The organism is Gilliamella sp. wkB7 (assembly GCF_001693435.1).
GTDB lineage: Bacteria > Pseudomonadota > Gammaproteobacteria > Enterobacterales > Orbaceae > Gilliamella > Gilliamella apicola_N.
This window is the reverse complement of record NZ_CM004509.1, coordinates 621,582-647,813: the sequence shown is the minus strand read 5'-3', so window position 1 is coordinate 647,813 and position 26,232 is coordinate 621,582. Positions and strand designations below refer to the sequence as shown.

General features: G+C 34.8%; 21 protein-coding genes and 1 pseudogene. 10 read left to right on the top strand and 12 right to left on the bottom strand.

The window, feature by feature from the left end:
- Positions 1–17: 17 nt before the first annotated feature.
- Entirely contained in the window at positions 18–914 is an 897-nt protein-coding gene (gene ttcA / locus A9G17_RS02765; protein ID WP_065737396.1) for a tRNA 2-thiocytidine(32) synthetase TtcA, read from the bottom strand.
- Positions 915–928: 14 nt separating this feature from the next.
- The gene (gene yeiP / locus A9G17_RS02760; RefSeq protein WP_039126116.1) at positions 929–1,501 is read right to left on the bottom strand and encodes an elongation factor P-like protein YeiP; all 573 of its coding nucleotides are present in this window, start codon (positions 1,499–1,501) and stop codon (positions 929–931) included.
- 129 nt (positions 1,502–1,630) lie between these two features.
- Here yeiP and A9G17_RS02755 point away from each other — a divergent pair, with 129 nt between their 5' ends.
- Both A9G17_RS02755 and A9G17_RS02750 read left to right on the top strand, forming a co-directional pair.
- Positions 1,631–1,897, top strand: a complete 267-nt coding sequence (locus A9G17_RS02755) for a YkgJ family cysteine cluster protein (RefSeq protein ID WP_065737395.1) — start codon at positions 1,631–1,633, stop codon at positions 1,895–1,897.
- Positions 1,898–2,107: 210 nt separating this feature from the next.
- Complete coding sequence (locus A9G17_RS02750) at positions 2,108–3,550, top strand: amino acid permease (protein ID WP_086308619.1); 1,443 nt, start codon at positions 2,108–2,110, stop codon at positions 3,548–3,550.
- A gap of 107 nt (positions 3,551–3,657) precedes the next feature.
- Here A9G17_RS02750 and infA read toward each other — a convergent pair whose 3' ends face one another.
- The 6 genes and pseudogenes from infA to bamD form a co-directional block, all read right to left on the bottom strand.
- Positions 3,658–3,876: a translation initiation factor IF-1 gene (gene infA / locus A9G17_RS02745; protein ID WP_025315083.1), complete on the bottom strand. Its 219-nt coding sequence runs from the start codon at positions 3,874–3,876 to the stop codon at positions 3,658–3,660.
- Between the two features lie 225 nt (positions 3,877–4,101).
- Positions 4,102–4,758, bottom strand: a complete 657-nt coding sequence (nadD, locus tag A9G17_RS02740; protein ID WP_065737394.1) for a nicotinate-nucleotide adenylyltransferase — start codon at positions 4,756–4,758, stop codon at positions 4,102–4,104.
- Positions 4,752–5,756 carry a DNA polymerase III subunit delta gene (holA, locus tag A9G17_RS02735; RefSeq protein ID WP_065737393.1) on the bottom strand — a complete coding sequence of 335 codons (1,005 nt, stop codon included), beginning with the start codon at positions 5,754–5,756 and terminating at the stop codon, positions 4,752–4,754. Before holA ends, nadD begins: the two co-directional genes overlap by 7 nt.
- Before the next feature lie 9 nt (positions 5,757–5,765).
- The gene (gene lptE, locus A9G17_RS02730) at positions 5,766–6,260 is read right to left on the bottom strand and encodes an LPS assembly lipoprotein LptE (protein WP_065737392.1); all 495 of its coding nucleotides are present in this window, start codon (positions 6,258–6,260) and stop codon (positions 5,766–5,768) included.
- 34 nt (positions 6,261–6,294) lie between these two features.
- On the bottom strand, positions 6,295–8,877 hold the full coding sequence (gene leuS / locus A9G17_RS02725; RefSeq protein ID WP_065737391.1) for a leucine--tRNA ligase: 2,583 nt from the start codon (positions 8,875–8,877) through the stop codon (positions 6,295–6,297).
- A gap of 301 nt (positions 8,878–9,178) precedes the next feature.
- Positions 9,179–9,901: pseudogene (gene bamD, locus A9G17_RS02720) on the bottom strand (outer membrane protein assembly factor BamD); the annotation flags it as partial.
- A gap of 92 nt (positions 9,902–9,993) precedes the next feature.
- Here bamD and rluD point away from each other — a divergent pair.
- Entirely contained in the window at positions 9,994–10,968 is a 975-nt protein-coding gene (gene rluD, locus A9G17_RS02715; protein WP_065737389.1) for a 23S rRNA pseudouridine(1911/1915/1917) synthase RluD, read from the top strand.
- Positions 10,969–10,976: 8 nt separating this feature from the next.
- Complete coding sequence (pgeF, locus tag A9G17_RS02710) at positions 10,977–11,744, top strand: peptidoglycan editing factor PgeF (RefSeq protein WP_086308626.1); 768 nt, start codon at positions 10,977–10,979, stop codon at positions 11,742–11,744.
- Between the two features lie 431 nt (positions 11,745–12,175).
- Here the strand turns inward: pgeF and proP are convergent, their stop codons facing one another.
- Positions 12,176–13,681, bottom strand: coding sequence for a glycine betaine/L-proline transporter ProP (gene proP, locus A9G17_RS02705; protein WP_065737387.1), 1,506 nt, complete (start codon positions 13,679–13,681; stop codon positions 12,176–12,178).
- Between the two features lie 489 nt (positions 13,682–14,170).
- Between proP and A9G17_RS02700 the strand changes: the two genes are divergently transcribed.
- From A9G17_RS02700 to A9G17_RS02685, 4 genes are all read left to right on the top strand, one after another.
- On the top strand, positions 14,171–17,026 hold the full coding sequence (locus tag A9G17_RS02700; protein ID WP_065737386.1) for a type VI secretion system Vgr family protein: 2,856 nt from the start codon (positions 14,171–14,173) through the stop codon (positions 17,024–17,026).
- A gap of 15 nt (positions 17,027–17,041) precedes the next feature.
- The gene (locus A9G17_RS02695; RefSeq protein ID WP_065737385.1) at positions 17,042–18,046 is read left to right on the top strand and encodes a hypothetical protein; all 1,005 of its coding nucleotides are present in this window, start codon (positions 17,042–17,044) and stop codon (positions 18,044–18,046) included.
- Between the two features lie 143 nt (positions 18,047–18,189).
- Positions 18,190–19,197, top strand: coding sequence for a hypothetical protein (locus A9G17_RS02690; protein ID WP_141677549.1), 1,008 nt, complete (start codon positions 18,190–18,192; stop codon positions 19,195–19,197).
- A 417-nt stretch (positions 19,198–19,614) separates the two neighbouring features.
- Entirely contained in the window at positions 19,615–21,147 is a 1,533-nt protein-coding gene (locus A9G17_RS02685; protein ID WP_065737383.1) for a tannase/feruloyl esterase family alpha/beta hydrolase, read from the top strand.
- 341 nt (positions 21,148–21,488) lie between these two features.
- Here A9G17_RS02685 and A9G17_RS02680 read toward each other — a convergent pair whose 3' ends face one another.
- The gene (locus A9G17_RS02680) at positions 21,489–21,872 is read right to left on the bottom strand and encodes a DUF4865 family protein (RefSeq protein ID WP_065737382.1); all 384 of its coding nucleotides are present in this window, start codon (positions 21,870–21,872) and stop codon (positions 21,489–21,491) included.
- A 111-nt stretch (positions 21,873–21,983) separates the two neighbouring features.
- Between A9G17_RS02680 and A9G17_RS02675 the strand changes: the two genes are divergently transcribed.
- A complete protein-coding gene (locus A9G17_RS02675) occupies positions 21,984–23,525 on the top strand; it encodes a tannase/feruloyl esterase family alpha/beta hydrolase (RefSeq protein ID WP_065737381.1) in 1,542 nt (513 codons plus the stop codon).
- Between the two features lie 283 nt (positions 23,526–23,808).
- On the opposite strand, the gene A9G17_RS02670 is transcribed toward A9G17_RS02675, so the two are convergent.
- A complete protein-coding gene (locus tag A9G17_RS02670) occupies positions 23,809–24,351 on the bottom strand; it encodes a DUF4865 family protein (protein ID WP_065737380.1) in 543 nt (180 codons plus the stop codon).
- A 109-nt stretch (positions 24,352–24,460) separates the two neighbouring features.
- Between A9G17_RS02670 and A9G17_RS02665 the strand changes: the two genes are divergently transcribed.
- Entirely contained in the window at positions 24,461–25,198 is a 738-nt protein-coding gene (locus tag A9G17_RS02665; protein WP_065737379.1) for a LysR family transcriptional regulator, read from the top strand.
- A gap of 17 nt (positions 25,199–25,215) precedes the next feature.
- Here A9G17_RS02665 and A9G17_RS02660 read toward each other — a convergent pair whose 3' ends face one another.
- Positions 25,216–26,082, bottom strand: coding sequence for a helix-turn-helix transcriptional regulator (locus tag A9G17_RS02660; RefSeq protein ID WP_065737378.1), 867 nt, complete (start codon positions 26,080–26,082; stop codon positions 25,216–25,218).
- Between the last annotated feature and the right edge of the window lie 150 nt (positions 26,083–26,232).

Below are 26,232 nucleotides of genomic sequence, written 5' to 3'. Positions count from 1 at the left end.
AAAAGTTCACTAGCAGGTTATTTTGCTTCTTTCCACAAAATCATATCTTGCTCTTCAAGTTCTGATGCATCAAAACCCATTGCAGGAGCAATGTCTTCTCGGTCAAAAGCGATATCACCACCATTAATGGCATCATCCCCTTTTTGGATTCCTTTAAAATCAAAAAGGTTTGTGTCACACAGGTGAGACAGAGTGATATTTTGGGTAGCACGGAACATGGTTTCAATGCGTCCTGGGAATTTTTTATCCCACTCATTAAGCATCTCTTTAATGACTTGACGTTGTAAATTAGGCTGTGAACCACAAAGATTACAAGGAATAATTGGAAATTGCTTAATTTCAGCATATTTGGCAATATCCTTTTCTTTGCAATAAGCAAGTGGACGGATGATAATATGTTCACCAGAATCATTCATCAATTTGGGTGGCATGGCTTTAAGCTTGCCACCATAGAACATATTTAAAAACAGCGTTTCTAAAATATCATCACGATGATGCCCTAATGCTATTTTGGTCGCACCCAGTTCGGTTGCTGTACGGTATAAAATTCCACGTCGTAAGCGTGAACAAAGCGAACAAGTAGTTTTACCTTCAGGGATCTTTTCTTTCACAATTCCATAAGTATTCTCCTGTACAATCTTATACTCGATACCTAATGATTCTAAATATTGAGGTAGGATATGTTCAGGAAATCCTGGTTGCTTTTGATCTAAATTTACCGCCACTAATTCAAAATTGATTGGCGCGCTTATTTTCAAATTAATAAGGATATCAAGCAAGGTATAGCTATCTTTACCACCTGATAAACAAACCATAATACGATCGCCATCTTCGATCATATTAAAATCGGCAATTGCCTCGCCGGTTAGGCGACGCAATCGTTTATGTAGTTTATTTTGATTATATGTATTCATCACAATTTTATAGATTACTCAGCACGGCTCATGTAACGACGTTCAGCGATATGAATTTTAATTTTTTCATTGTTATCAATATATTCAGGCACTTGAATAACAAGACCCGTTGATAATGTTGCGGGTTTAGTGCGAGCACTTGCTGAAGCACCTTTAATACTTGGTGAAGTTTCGATAATTTCTAAATCTACCGTTTGCGGTAATTCTAAAGCAATCACGTCACCATCAGCCATCAATACCTGAATGCCACTCATACCGCCTTCTGGAATGAACAGTAATTCTTCTTCAATTTGTTCTTTTTTGAAGATAAATGGTGTGTAGTCTTCATTGTCCATAAACACATATTCATCACCATCGATATAAGAAAAACTAACTGGACGACGAGAAAGCTCAATGGTTTCGATAATATCGTCACCTTTGAAGCGTTCTTCCACTTTACCACCATTTTTTACATCGGTAAAACGCATTTTATACAGCGTACTGGCACCACGAGCACTCGGGCTTTGAACGTCGATATCTTTTACAAGAAGAAGTTTTCCATTGTACGTGACCGCATCGCCACGTTTTATTTCATTTGCTTTAGCCATAATATTTATTCTTCACAATTAATGATAATAAAGGTTAGATAAGGTAAAAAATTAGCTCGCTATTTTACCGCTAACTTGCTATTGTCACCATCAAAATTTATCGCAGAACTTTAAAATAAAGGAAATACTATGGCAGATTCATATGAATGTCGAAAAAATTGTGGCGCTTGCTGTATTGCTCCCTCAATTTCATCTGCAATTCCCGGTATGCCTAATGGCAAACCTGCGGGTATTGCATGTATTCATTTGGATAATAATTATCAGTGTGGTCTTTTTCAAAAATCATCAAGGCCGATAGTTTGTAGTCGATTAAAACCCTGTTTTGAAATGTGTGGCAATAATCGAGAACAAGCTATGCATTATTTAACTCAATTAGAACAGTTGACTAGCAATTGAGTATTGCATAAATTTAATAAACCAGATCGATTATTAGAATTATTTATCTCGCAAAGTTGTTTTTTTGATAAACTTCACCGCACTTCAATATCTAGTAATAAATATCAATAATTATAGAATTAATTTTCGCTATTTTCAGATTAGGAAATATCTTAATTGATAGCTTTTTTTTCTATTAAATTTAATATCAATAAACAGAAGAACATTGTTATGAAAAATAAATTAAAACGAGATTTAAAAGCTCGTCATTTAACGATGATTGCTATCGGCGGGTCAATCGGAACAGGGCTATTTGTTGCATCGGGTGCAACCGTTGCCCAAGCAGGTCCAGGTGGTGCGCTGGTGTCATATGCCATTATTGGGGTGATGGTATACTTTTTAATGACCAGTCTTGGCGAACTTGCCGCCTATTTACCTGTTTCAGGAACATTCGCAACTTATGGCGCACGTTATGTTGATGAAGCTTTTGGTTTCGCAATCGGTTGGAACTACTGGTATAACTGGGCCATTACAGTTGCGGTTGATTTAGTTGCCGCACAGCTCGTTATCTCATATTGGATTGATGCAGGGGCTTACAGTTGGTTATGGAGCTTACTGTTTTTAAGCATTATATTTTGTTTAAATTATATTTCTGTTAAAGGTTTTGGTGAAGCTGAGTTTTGGTTTTCATTAATTAAAGTTGTCACTGTTATTGTCTTTATCATAGTTGGTTTGTTGATGATAATTGGCATTTTACGAGGTGCAGAAAGTGCAGGTTGGCAAAACTGGCAAGTAGGTGATGCGCCTTTTGTTGGTGGGTTTTCTTCAATGATTGGTGTCGCAATGGTGGTTGGGTTTTCATTCCAAGGTACTGAATTAATCGGTATTGCTGCGGGTGAATCAAAGGATCCTGAAAAAAATATACCAAGAGCTATGCGACAAGTATTTTGGCGTATATTACTATTTTATATCTTTGCAATTTTAGTTATTAGTTTAATTATTCCTTATACCGATCCTAATTTACTACGCAATGATGAAACGGATATAAGTGTTAGTCCGTTTACGTTAGTATTTCAACATGCTGGACTACTGTCTGCGGCAGCACTAATGAATGCCGTTATCTTAACTTCAGTTTTATCGGCTGGTAACTCGGGTCTTTACGCATCAACACGTATGCTTTATGCACTTGCTCGAGAAGGCAAAGCGCCGAAAATCTTTGCTAAATTATCATCATCAGGTGTGCCACGAGCAGCGTTGTTAGCAACTACATTTGTTGCGATGCTCTGTTTTTTAACTTCAATGTATAAAGATCAGGCCGTTTATTTGTGGTTACTTAATATGTCAGGTATGACAGGATTTATTGCTTGGCTAGGTATTGCAATTAGCCATTATCGCTTTAGAAAGGGTTACACCATTCAAGGTAACGATGTCAGTAAATTACCTTACCGTTCAAGTTGTTTCCCATTTGGTCCTATTTTTGCATTTGTATTATGCTTAATTATTACTTTAGGACAAAATTATGAAGCGTTTTTACAAGATACTATAGATTGGAATGGGGTGATTGCAACTTACATTGGTATTCCATTATTCTTTGCAATTTATTTTACCTACAAAATAGTTAAAAAGACTAAATGGGTAAAATACGAGGAGATGGATTTTTCCAAAGCTGATTAATATCCCAAATTCTCCAAAACTTTCTAATTTCCGTCGACATCTGTCGACGGCCTTTTTATTAAGAAAGAGATAAATAATCTGTTATATTATTTATTTTGATAACGATATTAGCGACTACGGAATATGATACGTGCTTTAGATAGATCGTAAGGCGTCATTTCAACAGTCACTTTATCACCAGTTAAAATACGAATATAATTTTTTCGCATCTTTCCAGAAATATGTGCAGTAACAACATGACCATTTTCAAGTTCAACACGAAACATCGTGTTTGGGAGTGTATCAAGTATTGTACCTTGCATTTCAATGTTATCTTCTTTTGCCATTGGGGCCTCTTAAATAATAAATACAAATTAAATATACTTAAAGTGCTAGTCTTATTTCGCACAATTAACATGTGCATGAAAAAGCTCTAAGCTTTTTCGTAACCATATCGGTTGTTTATAATAGGATTTAGCAAATTAACGTATAAACGTAAAAAAACTGAATTTAGAATATATAAACTTAGCGGCAAAATAATGCCGAAAAAACTGTCAGATGTAAAGTCCTTTCTACTTTTTCTTTGCGTTATAAAGTGCATGTTGATGAATATAATGCCAAACTTTGGCTGGTAACAAATTTTCATAGTTTTGTTTATTGTTGATATTTTGTCTGATTTCTGTTGCCGAAATATTTTCAAGTGGCGTATGAGCAAAAAAAATATATCCATATGGATTATCGTGTAAATCTTTAATATTTGTTGTCTGATGTGTGGTTATCCAATTTTGTAACTCGATATCATCGGTTTTTTCTGCATAACCAGGCCTACGACAGATTAACAAATGGCAGTAATCAAGCAGTGTTTGCCATTGATACCAAGTAGGCAAGCTTAGTAATGAATCTTGTCCCATAATAAAGGCTAATCCTTTTTGATAACCATTTTCTTGACGCCACTTTTCCAATGTTTCGATTGTATAGGAAGGTCTCATCAATTTTTCAGATGATATTTCTCGAGTATCAATCGAAAATAGAGGTAAATCTTCTACTGCCAAGTTTAGCATTGCCAAACGTTGTTCTGTTGTTGCTTCTGGCTGTGGTTTATGTGGGGGGATTTGGTTAGGCAACAAGCTGATTTGTGTTAAGCCAATTTCTTTGGCTAAAGCGATAGCAGGATGTATATGTCCATAATGTACGGGATCAAATGTACCGCCAAACAACGCTGTTAACATCTGTTTAACCCCATAAATTGCATGGTCAAAGCAGATAAAGCATCCCAAATTTGTAATTGATTATCATGTTTAAAACTTATTTCTATCTCGGTTAGTCGTTTAAGTATATTAAATAGATCTTTAATATCAAAGCGATTCAAATAAGAGGTATACATGGGTCTTTTATTTTGCCAAATTTTATATTCGTCAAAAATTTGTTTAAAAGATTTGTTTGATAATCCTTTTTTCAAATTGATGAGTAAGATAAGTTCTCGTTGTATAACACGCAATAGAATTAGTGGTTCAAACTCATTCATCTTTAGTTGTTGCATTATGTGTGTTGCGCGCTTAGTTTTGTGCGACACCATTGCATCAATCCAATGATAAGGCGTAAATATAGCTGAATCATTAATATTACTTTCGACTTGATCATATGTAATAGTCTGATTTGGGAAAAGTAATTTTAATTGTTCAATGATTTGGGTTAAAGCGAGTAAATTACCCTCATAATAGTAACAGAGTAACTCAATTGCCTGTGGTTCAATCTGCATCTGTTTTTGTTGCAAATGATTAGAAAGCCACTTAGGTAATTGCACTTCATCGGGAGTATTACAACTCACCACAATTAATTTATCAGATAATGTTTTATACCATTGTGCATTTTCATTCGTTTTAGTGATTTTATTTAGACTGATGATTAAGACAATCTCAGTAGTTAACATTTCACTTAACGTATTGAGTTTTGTGGTAACATTGGCATTTATTGAGTTTTCTCCAAAATCCAAAAAAATAAGTGTATTATCAGAGAATAAATTCATTTCTTGGCAACTATCGAAGATAGTTGACCAATCGGTTTGATTATCTATATTAAACGTGAGCTGCTCATCAAAACCTAATTGTTTAAATGAAGTTTTTAATTGAGTTTGCGCATAATGTTGTAAATAAGGATCATTCCCTATTATCAAGTAATAAGGTGATCCTAGTTTAGTGGTGATTTGATCGGCACTGATTTTAATCATATCAATTTTTTAATTTACGGCATCAACAGATTTTAATTTTCGAATAATTTGTTTTGCTGCTTCCATATACATTTCATCTTCAATTAAATCTTGTTCAGTCGTTTTGGCAAGCGCGGCTGAAGGATTATCGAAAAATGTCCGGAAAACACGGACATTAATAGGATAGATTTTTTCATTTTCGATAATGATTTGTGTTTCAACAGTCAAAACTAGTTGATATTCAGCAGCTTTACCATCTTTATAAATTGAGATAGTGCTACGATCCATTGAATCTCTCACAACCTTTAATACAGGATGATTTTGTGAAGCTTCATTATTGGTTAACGTAACATGATTGTCGCGTAATAATTCTTTAATATCTCGTGAAAGCTGTCCATAAGGATCATGACTCATATAAGACATCGTTTTAAAACGCGTAGGCACTTCTGTTTCATGTTGTAAATGAAATCCACATCCAGTCAAAGATATTGTCAATAACATGAGAGAAGCTAAATATTTTTTCATATCTACTACCGCCTATATTTAGTTATAAACAATATTAACCAACAACAAGATTCAATAATTTACCAGGTACATAAATCACTTTGCGAATTGCAACATCGACTAAATATTTTTGAATATTTGGTTCTTGTTTAGCTTGAGCTATGACCGATTCTTGATCAGCATTTGCTGGCACGGTAAATTTGCCACGTACTTTACCATTGATTTGTACCACAATAAGCTTTTCATCTTCAACCATTGCTGATTCATCAGCAACTGGCCATAGACTATCATCAATCGATTCACTATGACCTAATGCTTGCCACATCACAAAACAAGCATGAGGCATCATAGGATAAAGTAAACGAACAATGGCATTTAACGCTTCGTCCATTAATGCTCGGTCTTGTTCAGATTCTTGCGGTGCTTTTTGTAAGCGATTCATTAATTCCATTACAGCCGCTATTGCTGTGTTAAATGTTTGACGACGACCAATATCATCAGTTACTTTTGCAATCGTTTTATGTAATTCACGACGTAATGATTTTTGATCGTTGTCTAAAGCAGAAACATCAAGCTCCACTGTTTGACCTTTTTGTGCGTGCTCATACACTAAACGCCATACACGTTTAATAAAGCGATTGGCTCCTTCAACGCCAGATTCTTGCCATTCCAGTGTCATATCAGCCGGTGAGGCAAACATCATAAATAAGCGAACTGTATCTGCACCGTATTTTTCGACCATCTCTTGTGGGTCAATGCCGTTATTTTTGGATTTTGACATCTTTGTCATACCAGCATGCACCAGTTCATTGCCTTTACTATCGACTGCTTTAGAAATGCGACCTTTTTCATTACGCTCAATGGTCACCTCAGTTGGTGATACCCAAATACGTTCATTAGTTGGGCTGGTGTAATAAAATGCATCAGCTAATACCATGCCTTGGCAAAGCAAGCGTTTGGCTGGTTCATCAGAGGTAACTAAACCAAAATCACGCATTAATTTATGGAAGAATCTGAAATAGAGAAGATGCATAATTGCATGCTCAATACCGCCCACATATTGGTCAACTGGCAACCAATAGTTAGCCGCATTTTCATCTAACATGCCTTTGTCATAATGAGGGCAAGTATAACGTGCGTAATACCAAGATGATTCCATAAACGTATCGAAAGTGTCGGTTTCGCGTAATGCAGGTTGACCATTAACCGTAGTTTTAGCCCAGTTAGGATCTGCTTTGATTGGGCTTGTAATACCATTCATTTCGACATCTTCGGGTAAAATCACCGGTAACTGGTCTTCTGGTGTTGGAATTGTGGTGCCATCTTCAAGCGTAACCATTGGAATTGGTGCACCCCAATAACGCTGGCGTGAAACGCCCCAGTCACGTAAGCGATAATTGACTTTACGAGTACCAATACCAAGCGCAGTTAACTTATCAGCAATTGCATTGAATGCTTGTTCAAAATCAAGTCCATCGAATTCGCCCGAATTAAATAATTTGCCATGTTCAGTATAAGCTTGCTCGGAAAGATCAGGTTCATTGCCGTCTTGGTTTAAAATAACTGGTTTAATTGGTAAGTTATATTTAGAGGCAAATTCATAATCACGCTCATCGTGACCTGGTACTGCCATAACGGCACCTGTACCATATTCAATTAGCACAAAATTAGCGATCCAAACTGGAACTTTATCGCCAGTTAATGGATGAATGGCATAATAGCCTGTTGGCATGCCTTTCTTTTCCATCGTCGCCATATCGGCTTCAGCCGTTTTAGTGTTTTTACATTCGGCAATAAATTCAGCAATTTTAGGATTGCTTTGTGCGGCTAATTGTGCAAGAGGGTGCTCGGCTGCAACCGATACAAAGCTTACACCCATTAAAGTATCAGGGCGAGTTGTATAAACACGTAATTTATCAGCATAGTTTTCAACAGCAAAATCAAATTCAACACCTTCTGAACGTCCAATCCAGTTACGTTGCATGGTTTTAACTTGTTCAGGCCAGCTTTCTAATGTATCTAAATCATTGAGTAACTCTTCTGCGTATGCTGTAATTTTAATAAACCATTGTGGAATTTCTTTACGTTCAACTGGGGTACTACAACGCCAGCAGCAACCTTCCACTACTTGTTCGTTAGCAAGTACGGTCTGGTCATTTGGACACCAGTTAACGGCAGAAGTTTTTTTATAGACTAAACCTTTTTCATAAAGCTTAGTAAAAAACCATTGTTCCCATTTGTAGTATTCAGGACGGCAAGTAGTCACTTCACGATCCCAATCATAACCAAAACCTAATAATTGTAACTGCTTTTTCATATAAGCAATATTTTCATAGGTCCATTTTGCTGGAGCAGTATTGTTTTTAACAGCAGCACCTTCAGCTGGTAAACCAAATGCATCCCAGCCAATAGGTTGCAACACATTTTTGCCATTTAAGCGTTGATAACGCGAAATGGTATCGCCGATTGTATAGTTACGAACATGACCAAGATGTAAACGCCCAGAAGGGTAAGGTAGCATCGACAAACAGTAATATTTTTCTTTTGATGGATCTTCTGTGACGTGGAAAGTTTTATTTTCTAGCCAATGTTTTTGTACTGTGGCTTCAATTTCATCGGGGCGATATTGTTCTTGCATGACGAATTAATGTCCTATCTATTATTGCTAATAAAAATATTTTGCTAATTGTATTGGTTATTGTAGTGTTTTACAAACGTTATATGCATGGTTAGCCTGAATTGTTAAGCAAAAAGGAAGGGAGGTGATGATTAAAAGTATTAACTTATAAAAATAAATGATCCTAACATAATCGTTTATTCAGGCTATGATGATAATAATAAGCGGAGTGAACTCCGCTCGTTAAGTTTTAACCACCATTAAATATACTGGTAAATCGCGCTAAATATGATTTTTCCTCTTTTTTAGGTATATTTTCAAGGTTGGCTTGAATTAGTTCATCGATTTTTTTTGTTTCGTTATCTAAACCTAATTCATTATAGGCATTACGCATTAATAAAAGTGCCGTTTTTGTTGAGTCTGTATCAGGAAATAACGATATCATTCGGCTTACCCTATTAATCACCGCAACATAAGCTCCGCGTTTGGTATAATATTCTGCAATTTTTAGTTGATATCGAGCTAATCTGTTTTTTAAAAAGATTAAACGTTTCTGTGCATCAGCCGCATAAGGACTGTCTGGAAAGCTTGAAACCAAATAGGTAAAATCTTTGAAAGCGGCGATAGCGAAATCTGGATCTCTATCGGAACGATCGACGTTAAACCAACCTTGGATGGTATTATCATCTTGCGCCATATTAGTAATACCACGCATATAGATAATCCAATCTATATTAGGATGCGTTGGATTCAATTTTAAAAAACGGTCAATTGATGCAATAGTCAATGGAAAATCACCTGATTTGTAATAAGCGTAAATTAAATCAAGTTGTACTTGTTGTGAATAAGGACCAAATGGATAGTTCTTATCGATTGTCTCTAATATGGTAATACTGGATTTTATGTTGCCACTTTCGAGTTCACTTCGAGCTTTGTTATGAAGATCTAATTCTGATACATTTTCAACATCTGGTTTGGAAGAAGTACAGCCAATTAGCATGCCAGCTAAAGTGATTGCTAATAAAGTGTGTAAACGTAGTTTCATTCGTTTTTCAGTCCAAATTTAATTAAACATTAAAGGCAATGATTGGTATATAATACTCTAAAACCTAACAGCTTAAAATAGATAAATTACACATGCACGAGTTAAAATTATCGACCGAAATTGAACAAACCCAGCTAGGAATGCGCTTAGATCAAGCATTATCAGAACTTTTCCCTGATTACTCAAGATCTAGAATTAAAGATTGGATCGTTAATAATAAAGTTACTGTCAACAATATCATTGTCAATAAACCGAAAGAACGTGTTCTTGGCGGCGAAAAGATAAGTATATGTGCTGAAATTGAGGAAGAAACTCATCATCAACCAGAAGATATTAAACTCAATATTGTTTATGAAGATGATGATATTTTAGTGATTAATAAACCGCGCGATTTAGTTGTGCATCCGGGCGCAGGTAACCCTAATGGCACCGTATTAAATGCTTTATTGCACTATTATCCAGAAATATCACGTGTACCACGTGCGGGCATTGTGCATCGATTAGACAAAGATACTACTGGTTTAATGGTTGTGGCTAAAACAATTGTCGCCCAAACCCATTTAGTTGAATCATTACAACTGCGTGAAATCACCCGTGAATACGAAGCTGTCGCAATGGGAATTATTACCGCGGGGGGCACAATTGATCAACCTATTACACGTCATCCTACTAAACGAACGCATATGGCGGTATTCCCGACAGGTAAACCTGCGGTTACCCATTATCGCGTAATGGAAAAATATCGGTTACATACTCGATTACGCTTACGTTTAGAAACAGGACGAACTCACCAAATCCGTGTGCATATGTCGCATATAGCGCATCCATTGGTTGGTGATCCATTATATGGAGGACGTCCAAGACCGCCAAAAGGTGCTAGTGAGTCATTTATTCAAACCTTACGAGATTTTGACAGGCAAGCACTGCATGCTACTATGTTACGTCTATTCCATCCTGTTACGGGCGAACAGATGGAGTGGCATGCGCCGATTCCTGATGATATGCAAAAATTAATTCAAGCATTACAGGAAGATACCGAACTTCATAAAGATGAACTGGATTGGTAACAAATATGATTAAATCGATTTACCCTTATTGGACTGCACCTAAAAATATTCATGCATTTACTACCACCAGAACAGGTGGTGTTAGTTTAGCACCATTTGCCAGTTTAAATTTGGGTAATCGGACTGATGATAATTTAGATCATGTTGCCGAAAATCGTAAACGTATCATTAACGCACAGCAGATACCCAGTGAACCTTATTGGCTCAATCAAACGCATAGCACTATCGCGCTCGATATTTCACAAATTGCTTTACAAGCACCAACAGGAAAGATAAATACTCATCAATCATTTGAAGCCGATGCTTCTTATACTAATCAACCCAAGCAAGTTAGTGTTGTGCTAACAGCAGACTGTCTGCCTGTATTATTTTGTTCAATGAAAGGCGATGAAGTCGCCGCTGCCCATGCGGGTTGGCGAGGGTTATGTCATGGTATTTTAGAAGAAACAGTTAAAAAATTTGTCTGTCCAACCAGTGAAATCTTAGCTTGGATGGGTCCCGCCATCAGTGCAAAAAAATTTGAGGTAGGTATTGAAGTTAAACATCAATTTGAAAAAGTTGATTCTAACGCTAAATTGGCTTTTACTTTAATTAACCCATCCGAGCAAAAATATCTAGCTGACTTGTATTTAATTGCCAAACAACGTTTGCAAGCTATGGGTGTTGTTCATGTGTTTGGTGGCGACTATTGTACTTATACCGAACAAGATAAATTCTTCTCATATCGTCGTGAAAATAAGACTGGTCGAATGGCATCAATGATTTGGTTTGATTAAACCGAGAAGTATTAAATTGGAATAAAAATAGCTGTATATTGTTTATTTTTTAAACATTTGATTTTGAATTAAATAAATAAAAATATTTACCTATTTAATACTGTGTACTCTATTTTTGTTAGGACTTGCGTTTTTTTATATGAATTTTGATTTATTTTCGAGTATAGATAGTTTATGGAAGCTCCATAACGTTTATTCATCAAATTTAACACAATTGGAACGATTTGATTTATAAAGACAAAGTTTGTGTAATAACATAATTCTTGTCTCTAATATGAATTGTGGCTAAAAATAAAATGAAACGGTATAGACTCCTGAATATTTTTTACAGATTGTTTGTTTTAGCTTATTAAGGCTTTTGTAATAAAAGCCTTAATTATGAGAAATATCTATATAATAAAAAAAGAATTAAAACAAGATTAAGCAAAAACTCAATCTAATTTCGGATGTTGATCAACTAAATCTTGACGTTGTTCTTGTAGATTTTCTATCTGTTCGTCGATATCTTCCACTTTTTGCTCGATGGAATCAAAGTGATCCGATAAGATCTCCTTTGCTTCTGAACGATCTGATGCAGCAGGTGTTGCACCTCTTAGTGGCTGATTGGCGGTTTCTCTCATTTTTATACCGGTAAATAATCCTACTAATGCAACAATCATCAAGTAGTAAGCTGGCATGTATAAGTTATTAGTTTCCTCTACTAACCAAGCGGCAACGGTTGGTGTTGCACCAGCAATTAACACTGAAATATTAAACGAGATAGCCAATGCACTGTAACGGATGTGGGTTGGAAAAATAGCCGGTAATATTGATGCCATTACTCCTGTAAAACAGTTTAGCAAAACTGCTAATATCAATAATCCTAAAAAAATAAGGCCAATAACATCACTATTAATCATTACAAAGGCAGGATAGGAAAGAATAAATAATCCTAAACTTCCTCCTATTATAAAGGGTCTACGTCCTATTTTATCACTAATCAACCCTATCATAGGTTGCACAAATAACATGCCAATCATGATAGCAATAATAATTAATACACCATGATCAGTATGATAATTTAAATTGTGTGATAAGTAACTCGGCATATAGGTCAGTAGCATGTAATAGGTAACATTAGTGACAATGACCAATCCAACACAAACAAATAAACTTTTCCAATACTTGGTTATGATTTCTTTGAAAGTCATTTTAGGTGGATTTGCGATATTGGCTTGTTCATTTTTATCCATTGAATCAGTATGTTGTACAAATGCAGGGGTCTCTTCTAATGCATGACGTAAATAAAGACCAACAAGTCCTAATGGTAAAGCAAATAAGAATGGAATTCGCCATCCCCACTGTTGGAATTTAGTATCACCAAGGATAGTTGATAATAGCACGACTAAGCCCGCACCCACTAGAAAACCCGCAATGGAGCCAAAGTCTAACCAACTTCCCATAAAACCACGTTTACGGTCTGGCGAGTATTCGGCCACAAAAATTGCTGCGCCAGAATATTCACCACCAATCGAAAAGCCTTGCGCTAATTTAGCCAACAATAATAGTACAGGGGCAGTAATGCCAATTGATGCATAGGAAGGAATTAGACCAATACAAAATGTACTTAATGACATGATAATGATGGTGACAGAAAGTACTTTTTGGCGACCAAATTTATCGCCTAATATACCAAACACTAATCCACCTAATGGTCGAACTAAAAAAGGCACCGAGAAAGTTGCCAATGCAGCAACTACTTGTACATTGGGTGAAGCATTAGGGAAGAATACTTGCCCTAATACATAAGCTAAAAAGCCATATACGCCAAAATCAAACCATTCCATTGCGTTACCAAGTGCTGCTGCAATAATGGCTTTTTTTAATTTGCTATCATCAATAATTGTTATGTCATTTATATTTAATGGGTGATTTTTCGGTTTTATCGTTTTCTTCATAAAATACCGCCTGTTTTCATGTCATAAATGAAAAGAAATAGTGCAACAAGATGAATACAATTCAAACGACACATTTACAATGTGTTACTCAGTTAATTTTATTGATGAAAATTTAAGCAAAGATAAAAGAGGGCAATAAAAAAGCAAAAAATGATGTTTTGTTGATGCATTCTAATATAACTTAATATCGACAAAACTGTTCCTTTAATTAAAATCAGTAACTAATTATAGCAAAATATCTAATTATGTAAAATGAGGCAAATAAAAAGTCTAATTTTTATTTAATAATCAATCAGTTCTTACTCATAAGTGTTAGGGTTACAATTTGTAACAGTATGATTGATAGCTATTTTATGATTGATATTTGATCTAAAATAAGTTATTTTATACACTACTTATAATAATTATAATTTTTAATTTATATTAATAATAAATGGTTAAATAAAGCACTGTAGAATTTGCAGTGCACATGAAATTATAGAGGATAACATGGATAAAGGATTAACCAATCTGATTAGTCAGTTGGGGAATGGTTTAAGTCGTGGTTTAAAGAATGGTTTGGTTAATGGAGTCGGTCACAATCGCTATACGTTAAATATTGATGGTTTGCCTGCTGAGGTTTCAATCTTACAAGTCGAGGGTAATGAACAACTAAATCAGCCTTGGCATTACACGATTACTTTCACCAGCTCGGATAAACAACTTTCTGTTGAGTCATTTCTTAACCAAAATGCCCGTTTGAGTTTTAATCCTGCTAATTCTGGCAGTTTAAGCGATTTTACCGCCAAAGGACTTAATGCACTTAATTCCTTAACCTCTGCTAATCCATTAGATGCATTAAAACACTCTGAGCCATTAAAGCAGTTAGATAACCTTAAACAATCTAATCCACTCGATTCGCTTAATTCTTTAACCCAATTTAATCCGCTTAATCCGTTAAATTCACTATTATCTCAAGGCGGCTCACGCACTCTTTATGGTGTGATAACCCAGTTCAGTCAATTATCAGTCAGTAACGATGAAGCCCGTTATCAGGTTGTTTTATCCTCGCAATTAGCCAAACTGGCATTAAGTCATAACTGTGCTATTTTTCAAAATCAAAGCGTTATCAGTGTGGTTGAAGAGGTCTTACGTGGTCATGGTTATACAGGGATTGATTATCGTTTAGCGCTTAAAGAGCAATACCCAGAGCGTGAGTTTATCACCCAGTGGCAGGAGAGTGACCTTGAGTTTATTCAAAGACTGCTTGCTGATGTGGGGGTCTATTTCCGATTTGAAACGCATGGTGAACACAACTGTGATGTAATGGTCATCAGTGATTATGAGCAAGGTTATCAGCAGGTGGCTGATATTGTGTACAAACAACCAAGTGGCACACTGGATAACAGCGTTGAAAGTGTCTGGGATATAACCTTACACAGTCAGATGGTGGAATCTTCGGTACAAGTACAGGATTATAACTACCGCGATGCAGAGGCGAATTTACTGGGTGAGGTTAACAGCCAACAGAAAGATAACACCACTTATGGTACCGATTACCGTTATGATGAGCACTATAAAGGGTTAAATAGCAATGGTGACGATGATAATGAAAACAGTGGTGATATCGATACCGACGACAGTCAAGGCAGTAACGGCAATAGTAATGACAACGACAATAATAGCGATAAAACTAACACTAATAATAACAATAACAACAGCAGTGATACTAACCGTAATCAAGCTAACACGAGTAATAGTGTTGAAAGTGGAGAATGGTATGCCCGCATTCGCCATGAACACGCCATTAGCCGTCAAATTGTTATCCGGGGTAAAAGCAATCAGGCCAATTTAGCCCCGGGACAACATATCCGCATCAAAGGCAGTGCGATTGCCGGAATAGATGAGGGGGTAATGATATTAACGGTGCAAGGACAAGGAAACCGCAGTGAGGCTTATGAACTGATTTTTACCGCCATACCTTACCAGCCATTAAAACCTTACCGCCCGGAGCCGATTCCTTTTCCGACTATTGACGGCACTTTACCGGCAAGGGTAACCAGTCCGAATAATGACACCTATGGTTATATTGATACACAAGGGCGCTATCGGGTTAAATTTAACTTTGATTTAAAAGAGTGGCGAAACGGTGAAGAGAGCTTATGGTTAAGACTGGCTAAACCGTATGCGGGCAGTACCTATGGTTTTCACTTTCCACTGATTGACGGCACAGAAGTTGCGGTTGCGTTTACTAACGGTAATCCGGACCGACCTTATATCGCGCATGCGATGCATGACAGTGGCCACCCTGACCATGTGACCACCATAAACAAACACCGAAATGTAATTCGTACCCCTGCTAACAACAAACTGCGGATGGATGATAAACGCGGACAAGAGCACATCAAGTTAGCGACCGAATATGGTAAAACCCAGCTTAATATTGGGCATTTAGTTGACCAAAACAAAGAGCAGCGTGGTGAGGGATTTGAACTGCGCACCGATGAGTGGGGAGCGATTGCTGCCAATAAAGGTTTATACCTGACCAGTCAGACCGAGCCTAAGGCACAGGGTAAACAGCTTGATATGCAAGGTGCCATTACCCAGCTTGAAAATGCGTTATCAATTGCTAAAGCACTGCAAAATGCAGCAACCTCATCTGAAGCCCATGGCGCAGACACTGACAGTCAGGAGCAACTTAAAGCGACATTAACCCAATTAGCCCAAAGTGGCATTATTGCTTATGCACAAGAGGGCATTGCTTTAACCAGTCCGGAAAACATTCAACTGTCAACGTCAAACAGTGTATCGGTGACCAGTGAAAACCAAACTGACATTAATGCGTTAAAAAACATTACTGTCTCATCCGGTGAATCCATCGGTCTATTTGCCCATAAGTCGGGAATGAAAGTCTTTGCCAACCAAGGTGATGTTGAGGTGCAGGCGCAAAATGCCAACCTGAATATGGCTGCTAAGCAAGATATTAAAATAGACAGTGTCGATGGTGAGCTGACGATTACTGCAAGTAAAGAGCTGACGTTAATGTGTGGCGGTTCATATATCAAAATCAGCAGTGCAGGGATTGAACTGGGCACCGCTGATAATGTTTATATAAAAAGTAATGCATTGCAGAAAATGAGTCCAGCAGCGATGCAAGTTGATTCATTAGCATTACCTGATCTTATAGGTGATTATGCAATTAAATTCATATGTAAAGATGAAACAGGAAGAATTTATGCTAATGAAACTTATATTGCAACATTGCCAGATGGCAGAAAGGTGCAAGGTCAAACTGATAAAAAAGGATATACAAAAGCATTTTATACACAAAATGAAAATGAAACAATAACATTAGAGTTTATTTAAAGGTAAGATAAAATTATGCCGGATAAAACTAAAATAAGTACAACACATGCAGCACAAACAACTAAAATTAATAATGGTAATGTTGCCGTTAAACAAGTTATAGTAAAAAAACCGCCCAAACCATTATTTGTATTATTTGCATATGGGGTTAATAGAGATGGTAGTGGAGATATAGGTTTCTCATGTGCTGTTCAATTTAAAAAAGAACGATTAGAAAAAAAATATCCAAATGCCGAAATTCGAATTATAAAAGGGTTTAAATGGCCTTCTCATTTTAAAGCAGAATGGGCTAAATTATATAAAGAGCTAACCAACCCTGAAACAGCTAATAAATATGCACTATGGCAAATTCATTATTTTGGTCATGGGGGAAACGATTCGCTTTATTTAAAACCAGAAGGAGGAATAGAAGGAGCGAATAATAAAATTTTTTTTAATAAAAGCGATAATATGGCACGCTTACCTTGGCATCCGGATAAAGGCATTTTTGTTTTACACTCTTGTCGAGGTGGAGCATATGAAGATTCCCACGATCAAACGCTGATTAATGCAAAAATTTGTTTAGCTAATATAATCTCTAAGCAACAAAACACTCGTTGCTTAGGACAAACTATTTATGCTAATTTTGCTATTGATGTGTTGAAAATTCACCGTTATTCATCATTAAGTGATAGATATAATTATTCTTTTGCACCTGAACTAAAAACAACCGCAGAAGAAGATGCACAAAGATTTAAATACCGATGCAATCGCTTTACTAATAGATATTATTCTGGTAGCGGAATAGATCGAGTTTTGTGGGGATATGCTTTATTGTATGGTAAAACAGAATCAAAAATGATGAAAAATAAAAAAGAGTATGAAGAAGCTATTAAAAAACCTTATCCTATTTACGAAGAAATGAAAAAATTAGAACCAAAAAATCAAATTCTTCCCTGTCGAGTATTTAATAGAGGTGTATTAGAAAAACGCATTGTAGAAGTTGACGTTTTTAATCGCAATGATATGGAGTATATCTAATGAATGACTCTTCCAAAATAACAAAGAGGATACAAAAAAAAACGATAGCTATAGGTATTTTTTTTATTGTCAGTATTTTACTTTTTCATTTTTATAATTCAATAAATTCAGATAATAACTCAATTCAGCAGGACAATATAAGCATGGACTACACTATTTACCGTTCAACCATTCCTGAAAACCAATTATTACGTATAGAAGAGGCTAAAGAGCTATATCGTCGAGCATTCGACAATCAACTATATTATGCTGTCAGAGATCCTGATGAGTTAGTAAAACTTATTAAACATGCTTGGCAGTGGGATAAAAATGCAATGCCCTATTATTATGATCTTCTTCTTTGGCATGACGAATATGATGAAAATGGCAAAAAAGAAGGTAAGATGTCATTTACTGAATTTATGAAAAAATATCGCGATCAGTTGGTTGATAATACCAGCAAACCGCTAGTTGAACCAGTAGTATTTAAAGATCGTAAAATGCTTAGTTATTTATGGGATAAATTTGCTGATTTAAAATATCCAAAATTTGCTTTCCAAAAGGGATGGAGATTTAGTCCGTGTGAAAGTGATAATAATGAGAAATATATTCCATGCTCTAATGAACAATTAGAAGAGAGTATTAAATATTTCAATTATGCTATGGAGGGAGGTTATCACTGTTATGAGGATTTAACAGCACGAATGCTGTTTCAACAAGGCTATCATTATAAAGATAAAGAATTTAAAAAAATTAGTAAATTAACCGAATATCGTAAATCATTAACACCAGAAGATTTAAAACTGGCAATCGATTATGCCGAAATAATGGCTGAGCACAGCTCAATTATTGGTATATTAAGGGTGACTGAAGCCTTTCTATATGGTTTAGGGCGTGAGCAAGATCCAGTAAAAGCCTATGCATGGTCACGACTAAATGATTATGCAAAACAAAAAATTATTGAAATCGATAATAATTTAGCATGGGATTATTATCAGCTTCCCCCAGTTTGGGAATATAATAAGGAAATTCAAACTCGTTTAGAACAAATTCTTACCCCAGCACAAAAACAAGCCGCTCAAAATGAGTTAGCTGAGTTAAAAACCAAGATTATTGTTTGGGATTACAACGAATGGAAAGAGCAAATTGATGATTTTCATCCTAAGCCTTAATTTTGGGAAATTTTTTATGGAACATTATAATACGTACTAATGTAAGCCCGATCTGGCTGTCATCTATTTCTTTAAATGATGGTCAGATTGAAATAGTTTACTTTTTTTCTTTCCAAGTCATCTTATCAAATAAATTTTTATTACAATTCTATTAAAGCACATTACAATTTACAACCATCGGAAATATTTATAAATTTTTACAATTATTTAGATATTCAATGTTATGTTTTGATGGTAATTATCGTTTATGGACATTGTCATTTTTTATTTCTTAAAATTTCAAAGTAAAAAAAAACGGCTGAGTGACATTTGCTGGTAGAAATTAATTATTATTTATGTTGTTATTTATGTAAGTAATGCATAATATTAATCTAAATAGTTTTAGAAAAGATATTTTTTGATGATAGGAATAGAGATATGATGAAATATAGTTTATTGTTTTTATCGGTTTTAAGTTGTTTGGGCGCTTCTGCTTACGCAAAACCACCATCAATGTGGGATTCAGCCGAAAGTTGCAAAAGATTAAGTGATTTGAAATTAGATAATGCAAAAGTCGTAAATACTGAGTTAATTGAAGGAAATTTTACGCCACCTTCTAAATTAGCTGATACTCTACGGGGAGCGAAAGCAAAAGAAATCGTTGGTTTACCACAGATTTGCCGAGTTGAATTAACTATTGATCCTGCTATTAATGTTGAAGTATGGTTGCCAAGCCAATGGAATCATCGTTTACAATCAATTGGTGGTGGTGGGTATGCAGGGTTTATACCATTTGATAAGTTAGCTGTAGCGGCTAAAAATGGTTATGTCACAGCAGCGACCGATACTGGGCATGCAGGGAATTGGGTTGATGGTAAATTTGTCTTTAAAGATGGCAAATTACAAACTGATTCGGTAAGAGATTTTGCACATCGTAGTGTACATGAAATGACGATAAAAACTAAACAAGTTATTGAATCATATTACGGTCAAGCTGCAGATTATTCATATTGGAATGGTTGTTCTACAGGTGGGCGGCAAGGACTAATGGAAGCTCAATGGTACCCAACTGATTATGATGGTTTATATATTGCCGCACCAGCAATCTATTGGGATAAATTTGTACCTGCAGAATTATGGCCGCAAGTTGTAATGCAAGAAGAGTTAGGTAGACCTATTGGAAGCGATAAGCTAGATAAAGTTAGAAAAGTGATCATTGAATTTGCGGATGAAAAAGATGGCATTAAAGATGGAATAATTAATGACCCAACAACATTAGAAATCAGTGATGATCTACTTAATCAAGCAGGCCTAAACAAAGATGAGATTCGAACATTACGAAAAATCTGGCAAGGTCCAACAGATCAAAATGGAAAGTCTTTATGGTTTAGTATTGAACCATCCGCGCCACTTGATGTATTAGCGGGTAATGAAGGACCTTTTCCTATACCACTTGATTATTTGAAGTATTGGATTAAACAAGATCCTAATTTTGATTGGAAAAGTTTAGGATATAAAGGTTATGAAAAGTATTTCAATCAATCAGTCAAAATGTTTGCTCCAATAATGGGAACTGATGATACAGATTTAAGTCAGTTTAAAAAATTAGGTGGAAAAATGATTATTTGGCATGGTTTGGATGATCGTTTGATAGCACCAAAAGGATCAATTCAATACTATAACGATGTATTGAAAACCATGGGCGGCAAAGAGAATGTAGATAATTTTGCGAAACTTTATTTAGCACCTGGTGTTGATCATTGTAATGGTGGTGATGGCCCAGATAAAATTAATGGTTTTGAAACATTAGTTAATTGGGTTGAGAAAAAACAAACGCCAACGACTCTAATAGCTAAAAAAATAAAAAATGGTCAAGTCACCATGCAAAGACCTTTATGTCAATATCCTCAACAAACAATATATACAGGTAACGGTGATACCAATAACCCTGAAAATTTTGTATGTAAATAATTCAGTAACTAGCTAACCTAAATATTGGGTTAGCTAGCTTTTTAATGCTTAAAGCGCACATCATTTTCTTTTTTGTTGAAATTAGCCTTTTATATGTGCGCAAGTAAGAACTTTTGTTTTTTTTCTCTTTCATTATAGACCTTGAGTTTATAATGAAATGGTATAGACTCCTGAATATTTTTTACATGATATAACTGTTATATATTTAAAAATGCATATAACCTAAAAAATTTTAAAATAAAATCAATCTATAAAATTAGTTTAAAAAAATTTTCAATAAATCGCTGGTACTATCCCTTTTGCTAGATACAAAATTTGATAGATATTTTTTTGTTCGCTAGCTAGTTTTTCTTGAAAAAAGTATACGAAGTATATTGCCATTTGTCAGGATTATAGATGACGACATTGCCTACTTGATCTTGGTGTTTAGTTGTTTGGAAATTAAAATTTTTCAGTTGAGCTTGCACAGGTATAGCGTGATGTTCTTCTAATACATATTTACTGAGAAAAAAGTTATCTTCTAATTCAATTTTTGTCGTAATGCCAATATTAATATTTTGCCAACCAAATGAGTCAATTATATTGTCAAAATAGCCATCAAAAATAAATTTATTCATACCGTTAGTATGATGCCAAATATACAGCGGGCAATAACTATTGGTTAGATTGTCATTACCTTGTTCTAAAATTAAATTCCAATGTAAAAAAATACGACAGAGTGACATTTGCTGATAAAAATTTTAATTATTATTAATGTTGTTATTTATACAGGTAATGCATAATATTAATCATAAATAGTGTTAGAAAAGATATTTTTTAATGATAGGAATAGGGATATGATGAAATATAGTTTATTGTTTTTATCGGTTTTGAGTTGTTTAGGTGCATCTGCACATGCCACACCACCTTCACCTATACCGGTTGATACAGTTGAGAACTGTGAAAGATTAAGTGAATTGCAATTAGATAATGCAAAAATAGTAAATATTGAGTTAATTGAAGGAAATTTTACGCCACCGTCCAAATTAGCAGATACATTACGAGGAGCGAAAGCTAAAGAAATCGTTGATTTGCCCCCGATTTGTCGAGTCCAATTAACTATAGAGCCAGCTATTAATGTTGAAATATGGTTACCAAGAAAGAGAAGCATACTACGTTTACAATCCATTGGTGGTAGTGGATACGCAGGATTTATACCATTTGATAAGTTAGCCGTAGCTGTTAAAAATGGTTATATTGCTGCGGCGACCGATACTGGACATGAAGGGGATCTGTTTGATGGTAAATTTGTTTTTAAAGACGGTAAATTTCAAATTGATTCGTTAACGGATTTTGCGCATCGCAGTGTACATGAAATGACGATAAAAACTAAACAAATTATTGAATCATTTTATTATGTACCTTTGAGTTATTCATATTGGAATGGTTGTTCAACGGGTGGGCGGCAAGGATTAATGGAGGCTCAAAGGTACCCAGCTGATTATGATGGTATATATATCGCAGCACCCGCAATCTATTGGGACAAATTTATACCAGCAGAAATATGGCCTCAAGTTGTAATGCAAGAAGAGTTAGGTAAACCTATCGGAAGCGATAAGCTAAATAAAGTTAGAAAAGCGATCATTGAATTTGCAGATGAACAAGATGGCATTAAAGATGGAATAATTAATGATCCAACAACATTAGAAATTAGTGATGAATTACTCAACCAAGCAGGGCTTAATAAGGATGAGATTCGAACATTACGAAAAATTTGGCAAGGTCCAACAGATCAAAATGGAAAGCCTTTATGGTTTAGTATTGAAACCACCGCGCCACTTGATTTATTAACAAGTAATGAAGGACCTTTTCCTCTTCCAGTTGATTATTTGAAGTATTGGATTAAACAAAATCCTAATTTTGATTGGAAAAGTTTAGGATATAAAGGATTTGATGAGTATTTTAATCAATCAGTCAAAATGTTTGCTCCAATAATGGGGACTGATAATACAGATTTAAGTCAGTTTAAAAAATTAGGTGGAAAAATGATTATTTGGCATGGTTTGGATGATCGTTTGATAGCACCAAAAGGATCAATTCAATACTATAACGATGTATTGAAAACCATGGGTGGTAGTGAGAATGTGAATAATTTTGCAAAACTTTATTTAGCGCCGGGTGTTGATCATTGTAGCGGTGGTGATGGTCCAGATAAAATTGATGGCTTTGAATCATTAGTTGAATGGGTTGAGAAAGGGCGAGAACCAACGACTCTAATAGCTAAAAAAATAAAAAATGGTCAAGTCACCATGCAACGACCTTTATGTCAATATCCTCAACAAACAATATATACAGGTAACGGTGATACCAATAATCCTGAAAATTTTGTATGTAAATAATTCAGTAACTAGCTAACCTAAATATTGGGTTAGCTAGCTTTTTAATGCTTAAAGCGCACATCATTTTCTTTTTTGTTGAAGTTGGCCTTTTATGTGTGCGCAAGTAAGAACTTTTGTTTTTTTTCTCATTAATTATAAACCTTGAGTTTATAATGAAATGGTATAGACTCCTGAATATTTTTTACATGATATAACTGTTATATATTTAAAAATGCATATAATCTTAAAATTTTTGAAGTACTTTAAGGCGAAATCAATCTATAAAATTAGCTCTAAAAAATTATCAATAAATCGCTGGTATCATCCCTTTTGCTAGATACAAAATTTGATAGATATTTTTTTGTTGGCTAGCTGGTTTTTTCTTGAAAAAAGTATACGAAGTATATTGCCATTTGTCAGGATTATAGATGACGACATTGCCTATCTGATCTTGGTGTTTAGTTGTTTTGAAACTAAAATTTTTTAGTTTAGCTTGCACAGGTATAGCGTGATGTTCTTCTAATACATATTTACTGAGAAAAAAGTTATCTTCTAATTCAATTTTTGTCGTAATGCCAATATTAATATTTTGCCAGCCAAATGAGTCAATTATATTGTCAAAATAGCCATCAAAAATAAATTTAGTCATGCCGTTAGTGTGATACCAAACATACAGCGGACAATAACTATTGGTTAGATTGTCATTGCCTTGTTCTGAGATTAAATAAGCTTTAAAAAGTAAATCTTCAAAGCCATCCATTTTATAACCATTTTGGTTGACGCGATTTTTTATGATCTGCATATCATAATCGGCAGGTAAAAGAATTTTATATTGCATAGCTTGCATTGTTTTTCCTCCTTTTAATTTTATCGTTAGTTTAATAACTTAATTGAGGTTTGAATAATTCTAATTTATGATTGAGTTATCAAAAAAAATGATAGGTTACTGAGCAAAAATGGATTTTAAAGGATTACATATTTTTAAAACGATTTATGATCTTAAAAGTCTTAATAAAGCGGCTAAAGCGTTGAGCTATACACAATCAAATATAACAGCTCATTTAAAAAAGATTGAACATGAATTGCGAGCAACGTTATTTATTCGTGGTTTTGATGGCGTTAGACCTACCGAAAAGGGGGAACAATTTTATCAATTTACTTTGCAGACGTTAGAGCAGTTTTCACAACTCAAACAATCTTTTAAAGGTAAACATTCTACATTATTAATTTCGGAACTTTTATTTCAGTTTCTGGTTATTGAAACGAAAAAATATTGCCTTGAATCCACAGAAATTATTATTAAACGAACCAGTGATATATCTAATGCAATTCATCATCATTATTATGATGAAGTAATTACTTTTGAAAAATTTAAACATCCTGATTATCTTTTAACAAAAACCGAAAATTTACCGATTGCTTTTTTACAAAGTCAATCAGTTGTGGTGTCCGATCTTTTGCCAATATTTATCAATAATGATGAACATTGCCCATTAAGAGCCAAAACACTTGCTTTAAATTATCCATCCGAAAATCTTATTACGGTTGATTCTTTAAGCCAAATATTAAATCTTGTCGAGAAAGGACAAGGTATAGCATTGTTGCCAATTTTTTTAATGAAAGATAAATTTAAAACCATTAATAATCATTGCGACTTTATTAAATATTATGGTTATCAACATAATCGCGTTTAATTTTTACTAAAATCGCATTATTTTTTATATAACTTACTGTGATATTGTCGACGGTATTCGGTTGGTGAGCGTTCAGTTTTTTTTCTAAAAATTCGACAAAAATAGTTACTGTCTTTAAAGCCTGAAGCATGGGCGATCTCTTTTACATTTAAATCATAGTTTTTAAGTAATGATTTGGCATATTCTAAACGGATTTGATTCAAATATTCATTCAGTCCAATCTTTCCTTCACGTTGGAAAAGATGTGATAAGTAATTAGGAGAGATATAGAACATTTTCGCTAAAAAGTCGCGGGTCACATCTTCCCGAAAATGCGTATCAATATACTGGCGAATCGCTTCAAATAAACTGGTGGTTTTTGAGGAGGTTTCAATATCGGCATTGAGCAAATCAAGCGTACTACTCAGCAAGCTATGAATAAGAAAATAAGCGGTTTGATTTTGTTCTGACGGTTGATTATGCCAAGTAAGTTCTGCAATTGCTTGAATAATAAAGGCACCAACACGTGGTCCACGTCTTGCAATATTGAGTTGACCTTTAGGAATTATCTGCGTGCCATCCCAATGTAATAAACTCAGACCAATTTGTTGTTTGCCAAATAAAATACTCAAAATGGTAACAGGTTTATGCCACAAAGGTTTATTCCAACTATTAGAGGTCACATAGAGAATATCATTGGCATACAAAGTATTACTGATTTGTTCACCTCTATCATTTGCCCATAATATTTCTTGTTGACCATTGATAATGATCTCTATACGAGGAAAATTAACTTGGTAAGCAAGAACAGGGGCGAGTAGAGCATTATTGGCAAAATATATTTTATTGATACTGTTAATTTTGCTTGTAAATTGTCTCAGTATTTGTTCAATAGATAAATCCATAAAAACGCTCCAACTAAATTAATTTATACTTGCCAAAATTTTTTATATAACCAGTGGTTAAACTGCATAATTTGGATTGAGCACATGATGCGCGATAAAAAGTAAGTGTATAGTAGGGGAAAGTAACAATTTATTAGATTAATAATGGAA